The organism is Rhizobium sp. PRIMUS64 (assembly GCF_023006465.1).
GTDB classification, from domain to species: Bacteria; Pseudomonadota; Alphaproteobacteria; order Rhizobiales; family Rhizobiaceae; genus Rhizobium; species Rhizobium leguminosarum.
Genome location: NZ_JALBGX010000017.1, coordinates 85080 through 91679, shown reverse-complemented (window position 1 = coordinate 91679; position 6600 = coordinate 85080). Strand labels below are relative to the sequence as shown.

The 6600-nt window shown below is 61.2% G+C and carries 5 protein-coding genes; 3 read left to right on the top strand and 2 right to left on the bottom strand.

Going from position 1 to position 6600, the window contains the following annotated elements:
* Positions 1-222 precede the first annotated feature (222 nt).
* A complete protein-coding gene (locus tag MOV76_RS10060; protein WP_112906634.1) occupies positions 223-1122 on the bottom strand; it encodes a DMT family transporter in 900 nt (299 codons plus the stop codon).
* 367 nt (positions 1123-1489) lie between these two features.
* On the opposite strand from MOV76_RS10060, the gene MOV76_RS10055 reads away from it, so the two are divergent.
* From MOV76_RS10055 to MOV76_RS10045, 3 genes are read left to right on the top strand one after another with little or no spacing between them, the layout of a single operon-like run.
* Complete coding sequence (locus tag MOV76_RS10055) at positions 1490-2899, top strand: circularly permuted type 2 ATP-grasp protein (protein ID WP_018446777.1); 1410 nt, start codon at positions 1490-1492, stop codon at positions 2897-2899.
* The gene (locus MOV76_RS10050) at positions 2899-3840 is read left to right on the top strand and encodes an alpha-E domain-containing protein (protein ID WP_018446778.1); all 942 of its coding nucleotides are present in this window, start codon (positions 2899-2901) and stop codon (positions 3838-3840) included. Before MOV76_RS10055 ends, MOV76_RS10050 begins: the two co-directional genes overlap by 1 nt.
* Before the next feature lie 12 nt (positions 3841-3852).
* Positions 3853-4677 (top strand): transglutaminase family protein, encoded by an 825-nt coding sequence (locus MOV76_RS10045; RefSeq protein ID WP_018243168.1) that lies wholly within the window; start codon positions 3853-3855, stop codon positions 4675-4677.
* Between the two features lie 170 nt (positions 4678-4847).
* Here the strand turns inward: MOV76_RS10045 and araD are convergent, their stop codons facing one another.
* The gene (gene araD / locus MOV76_RS10040) at positions 4848-6587 is read right to left on the bottom strand and encodes an L-arabinonate dehydratase (RefSeq protein ID WP_018243169.1); all 1740 of its coding nucleotides are present in this window, start codon (positions 6585-6587) and stop codon (positions 4848-4850) included.
* Positions 6588-6600 lie beyond the last annotated feature (13 nt).

Below are 6600 nucleotides of genomic sequence, written 5' to 3'. Positions count from 1 at the left end.
CGGCAACCGTCGCGGTGGCTCCGGCTCCCGCAACGGCGGCGGCCAGCGCCGCGAACGCGCCTGATAATTGAACGATCGAAAAGCAAAAAGGCCGGGGATATCTCCGGCCTTTTTGTTATCCAGCGCATCGGCCCGAAAATCGGAATCGATTTTCGGAAAGCACGACGCGTAGATTCAAAGAGTTAGAGCGTCCTTTGCGCGTCCGAAAGGACGCACGGCGCTCTAAACCTCCGCAGGCCTATGCTCGCTGAACGCCTTGCGGTTGGTGAGATAGACGCCTGTCACGACCACTACGGTGCCGACGATCAACGGCAGGGTCAGCGGTTCTCCGAAGGCGATGAAGGCTTCGAGAGCGACCGCTGGCGGCATCAGGTAGATCAGCGAGGCGGCGCGTGACACCTGGCCCCGACGGATCAGATGAAGCAGCAGCCCGACGCCGCCCATCGACAGGCCGAAGACCGACCAGGCAAGCGCGCCATAGGCCTGTGCGGCGCCGTCGAAATGCTGATGCTCGAAGATCAGCGAAAGCGGCAGGGTAAGGATCAGTGCTCCGATATATTGCAAGGTCGCGATGGTTCTGAGGTCGCCGGATTGCAGGTGCTTCTTCTGATAGAGCGTGCCGTAGGTGACGGACGCCATAGCGACCAGGTTGATCGCCAGCGGCAGGGCGGCATGCGTGAGATCGGCGGTCGCCGGATCGAGCAGCTTCGGCGAAACGGCGATGGCAATGCCGATGAAGCCGAGAGCAAGGCCGAGCTTCTGTGCCTGCTGCAGCCGTTCGCCGATGAGGAAGGGAGCTGCCATCGCCGTCAGCAACGGCTGCAGCGCCGCGATGATGCCCGATATGCCGGCCGGCACGCCATTGGCGATCGCCCACCAGAGACCGGCGAGATAGAAACCATGCAGGAAGAAGCCGGAATAGACGGCGCGCAGCGTCGCCGCCCGACTGGGCCATTGCGCCCGCACCACCAGGCAGAGCGCCAGGAATGCCGCCGCCGACAGCGCATAGCGTATCGAAAGAAAGGTGAAGGGCTCTGAATGCAGCGAGGCGTATTTCGCCACTACCCAGCCCGTGGACCAGAGCAGGACGAAAACGGCGGGGGCAAGGCGATCGAGAGACATGGGGCATGGCTCGGGAGAGAAGGGTTCGCCGTGCTGATAGCCCCACCCGGCGGCTGCAGTCAAAAGCGAAGCGTTGATGCTTATTTGAAATTTCGCTGATGCAACGACCCGATGGCGGTTGCCACGGAGGGCGGCGAAGCTCGCGCACATGACCATATTCGATCGCCCTGGCCGAACGAAAAACGGTCACATGCTCAGATTTTGCGCAGCCCTTGCGATTGATTATCCGCCATGCCGCATCGCATCACCTTAAATGCCCAGATTTTCACCCGTTTCCCGCAGCGCAAAATCTTTTCCTCGAACTGCGCATGGTTCTTGCATTGCCATTTGCGTTGTATTCAAATGAACAAAAAGGGGAGCCGAGCCTTTGGCATTTGACGAAATGATTACCGGGGACGAAAGTCCTCGCGCGCCTTATGAAAAATACTTCGAGTGGTACAACAGCCAAGACCGGGCGCATCTGATATCCAAGTCCCGCGATGCGGAAAACATCTTCCGGAAGACCGGCATCACGTTCGCGGTCTACGGCCACGCCGACAGTTCCGAAAAGCTCATCCCCTTCGACATCATTCCCCGCATCATCTCCGCCCGCGAATGGCGCAAGCTCGCCCAAGGCATCGAGCAGCGGGTGATCGCGCTTAACGCCTTTCTGGACGATATCTACCATAAGCAGGAGATCATCCGCGCCGGCCGCGTTCCGCGTGAGCTGATCGAGAACAACGTCACCTTCATCCCTGAAATGATCGGTTTCCGCCCGCCCGGCGGCGTTTACACGCACATCGTCGGCACCGACATCGTGCGCACCGGAGAGGACCAGTTTTACGTGCTGGAGGATAATGCCCGCACGCCCTCCGGTGTCAGCTACATGCTGGAAAACCGGGAAACCATGATGCAGATGTTCCCTGAACTCTTTCATGAGAACAAGGTGCAGCGTGTCGAGGATTACCCCTATCTGTTGCGCCAGAGCCTCGCCTCGCTCGCCCCTCCTGGCTGCAAGGGCAAGCCGCGCGTCGCCGTGCTGACGCCGGGCATTTACAATTCCGCCTATTATGAGCATTCCTTCCTCGCCGACATGATGGGCGTCGAACTGGTCGAAGGCTCGGATCTGCGCGTCATCGACGGCAAGGTGAAGATGAGGACGACACGCGGTTACGAAGCGATCGACGTGCTCTACCGCCGCGTTGACGACGACTTCCTCGATCCCCTGACTTTCCGGGCCGATTCCGCGCTCGGCATTCCCGGCATCATGGATGTCTACCGCTCCGGAAACATCACCATCGCCAATGCGCCGGGCACCGGCATTTGCGACGATAAGGCGATCTACTCCTATATGCCCGAGATCGTCGAATTCTATACCGGCCGCAAGGCGCTGCTCGAAAACGTGCCGACCTGGCGCTGTTCGGAAGCCGATAGCCTGAAATATGTGCTGGAGCATCTGGAAGAGCTGGTGGTCAAGGAGGTGCACGGCTCCGGCGGCTACGGCATGCTGGTCGGCCCGACGGCATCGAAGAAGGAGCGCGCCGATTTCGCCGAGAAGCTGAAGGCCAAGCCGAACAATTACATCGCTCAGCCGACGCTGTCGCTCTCCACTGTGCCGATCCTCGTCAACAAGGGCATCGCGCCGCGCCATGTCGACCTTCGCCCCTATGTGCTTGTATCCGACAAGGTTCAGATCATTCCGGGTGGTCTCACCCGCGTGGCGCTGAAGCAGGGCTCGCTGGTGGTCAATTCCAGCCAGGGCGGCGGCACCAAAGACACCTGGGTATTGGAGGACTGATGCTCGGAAGAACCGCAAACGGCCTATACTGGATGTTCCGTTACATCGAGCGCGCCGAAAATATCGCCCGCCTCGTCGATGCTGGGCTGCGCATGTCGCTCACCCGCAGCAGCGCAGGCGATGACAATTGGGATGGCGTGCTGCAAAGCGCTGGGGTGCGCGAGGCATATGACGAGGGCCACACGAAGCTGACGAATGCCGACGCGATCGACTATCTGCTGCGCGATCGCGCCAATCCATCGAGCGTCATGTCCTGCATCGAGTCCGGCCGCAACAATGCCCGCATGGTGCGCACCGCGCTGACGCGGGAGACCTGGGAAGCCACCAACGAATGCTGGATCGACTTGAAGTCGCTGCTCGAAAAGCGCGTCAAGGCGGCCGAAATGCCAGAGGTGATCGATGTCATCAAGCGCCGGGCGGGCCTCATCCGCGGTGCCTTCCATGGCTCGACACTGCGCAACGAGCTCTATAATTTTGCCCGCATCGGCACCTTCATTGAGCGGGCCGACAATACCAGCCGCATCCTCGACGTGAAATACTACGTGCTGCTACCCTCGGTCTCGGCCGTCGGCTCCTCTCTCGACAATGTGCAGTGGGAATCGATCCTGCGCTCGGTCTCCGCCCACCGCGCCTATAGCTGGGCCTATGACGGCGAGTACCGGGCGATGAACATCGCCGACTTCCTGACCCTCAATGTCCAGATGCCGCGCTCGCTTGCCTATTGCTACGAGAAGATCGTCAGCAATCTCGGCTATCTCGCCCAGGATTACGAGGAGCGGCTCCCTGCCCACGATACCGCGGATGCGATCCGCAAGACACTGCAGACGAGAGCGATCCGGGATATCATGGATCAGGGCCTGCACGAATTCCTGGAGGATTTCGTCTCGCGCAATAACAAGCTCGGCGCGGAAATTTCCGACGGCTACCGGTTCTATGTATAAGCGGATAACAATATGAGACTGAAGATCAGCCACCTCACCGAATACCGCTACGACGGACCGACGCAGTTCTCGCTGCAAAGGCTGCGGCTGACGCCGCCGACGAGCCCCGCCCAGAAAGTGCTCGGCTGGGCGCTGAACGTCGAGGGCGCGACCCCCGAAGTGGAATATGACGACCAGTACGGCAATCACGTCAATCTGGTCTCGCTGGAAGGCGAGCAGGATGTGACGCGTATTCTCGCCGAAGGCGAGGTCGAGACGGAGGACAATAACGGCGTCACCGGCCCGCATACCGGCTTCTGCCCGCTTTGGCTCTTCCTGCGCGACACGCCGCTGACCAAGGGCGGCAAGTTGGTCAAGGAACTGATCAAGGGCGTCGGTGGCGATAACGAGCTTGCCCGCATGCACGCGCTGATGGCCGCAATCCACGAAACGGTCGACTACAAGCCCGGCACCAGCAACACCGAGACGACCGCCGAACAGGCGTTAGAGAAGAAGAGCGGCGTCTGCCAGGACCATGCGCATATTTTCATTGCCGCCGCCCGCGCCTTGCAGGTACCGGCGCGTTACATCTCCGGTTATTTGATGATGGAGGAAAAGATCGAACAGGCTGCGACCCATGCATGGGCCGAGGCCCATATTCCCGGCCTCGGCTGGGTCGGGTTCGATCCCGCGAACGAGATTTGCCCGGACGCGCGCTACATCAGAGTCGCCTCCGGCCTCTGCTATCGCGACGCCGCGCCGATTTCAGGCATGCGCATCGGCACGCCGGGCGAAACGCTGTCGGTTACCGTGAAGGTCGAGGACGGCGGACAGATGCAAAGCCAGAGCCAGAGTTGAGCCGACCGCAAAGACAAATGGCCGGCGATCCGCGCACTCTTCGAACATAGCCTCGACAAGGATCCCAGCATGGCCATGTCGAACGGCTGATTGCCGTTAGCCTGGAAAAACCGGCGGACAAGAAAAAAGCGGGGTGATGCCCCGCTTTTTCCATATCTTGGGTAACCCGACTAGTGGCTGTCCTTGCCGACCGCGTTTCCGCGACATCCCTTGAGGAAGTCGAGGTCGGCGCCGGTATCAGCCCCCTCGACATGCTGCTGATGCAGGAAGGCATAGCCGGATGTCGGCAGATCATGGTTCGGCTGCCACTCGGCGAGCCGCCGCGCAAGTTCCTCCTCGGAAATGTCGAGATGCAGACGACGGTTCGGCACATCAAGCTCGATCATGTCGCCGTTTTTCACAACCGCGAGCGGCCCGCCAACCGCCGCTTCCGGGGAGGTGTGCAGCACGACGGTACCGTAGGCCGTTCCGGACATGCGGGCGTCGGAAATGCGCACCATGTCGAGGATGCCCTTCTTGAGCACCTTCGGCGGCAGCCCCATATTGCCGACCTCGGCCATCCCGGGATAGCCCTTCGGCCCACAGTTCTTCATGACCATGATGCAGGTTTCGTCGATGTCGAGGTTATCATCGTTGATCTTGGCCTTGTAGTCGTCGATATCCTCGAAGACAACAGCCCTGCCCCGGTGCACCAGCAGATGCGGCGAAGCCGCTGAAGGCTTCAACACCGCGCCCTTCGGCGCGAGGTTGCCGCGCAGCACGACGATGCCGCCCGAAGCTGTCAGCGCCTTTTCGGCCGGCAGGATCACGTCTTCGTTCCAGTTGACGACGTCCTTGACCTCGTCCCAGACGGTTTCGCCAGATACCGTCAGCGCATCCTTGTGCAGGAGGCCCGCCTCCCCGAGGCGCTTCAGTACCACCGGCAGGCCGCCGGCATAGAAGAACTCCTCCATCAGGTACTTGCCCGACGGCATCAGGTTGACGATTGTCGGGACGTCACGGCCACAGCGATCCCAGTCGTCAAGCGAAAGATCGATGCCGACACGGCCGGCGATCGCGAGCAGGTGGATGACGGCATTGGTCGATCCGCCGATGGCCGCGTTGGTGCGGATGGCATTCTCGAAGGCTTGCTTCGTCATGATCTCGGAGGGCTTCAGGTCGTCCTTGACCATCTGCACGATACGCCGGCCGGTGAGCTGCGCCATGACCTTGCGGCGGGAATCGACGCCCGGGATCGCGGCGTTGCCGGAGAGCGCCATGCCGAGCGCCTCGGCCATGGAAGCCATGGTGGAGGCCGTGCCCATGGTGTTGCAGGTGCCCGACGAACGGCTCATCGAGGCTTCCGCCTCGAGGAATTCGGCCTGCGTCATCTCGCCGGCCTTCACCATTTCGGAAAACTTCCACAGATGCGTGCCCGAGCCGACCCGTTCGCCGCGGAAATAGCCGTTCAACATCGGCCCGCCGGTGACGACGATCGAAGGCAGGTCGCAGGAAGCCGCCCCCATGATAAGGGACGGCGTGGTCTTGTCGCAGCCGACCAACAATACGCAGCCATCCATCGGCTGGCCGCGGATCGCCTCTTCCACCGCGAGCGCGGCAAGATTGCGGTACATCATCGCGGTCGGGCGGAAGGTGTTTTCGGATGCCGAGAACACCGGCACCTCAAGCGGGAAGCCGCCGGCCTCCCATACGCCGGCCTTCACCTTTTCAGCGAGCTCTCTGAGATGACCGTTGCACGGGGTCATATCCGACCAGGTGTTGAGGATGCCGATCACCGGCCGGCCGTCGAACAGGTCGTGCGGATAACCCTGGTTCTTAAGCCAGCCGCGGTGATAGATCACGTCGCGGCTCGTACCGCCGTACCATTCCTGCGACCTCAGCTTGCGCGGCCATTCCGCTTTCTTTTTCATCGTCTCTATCCTT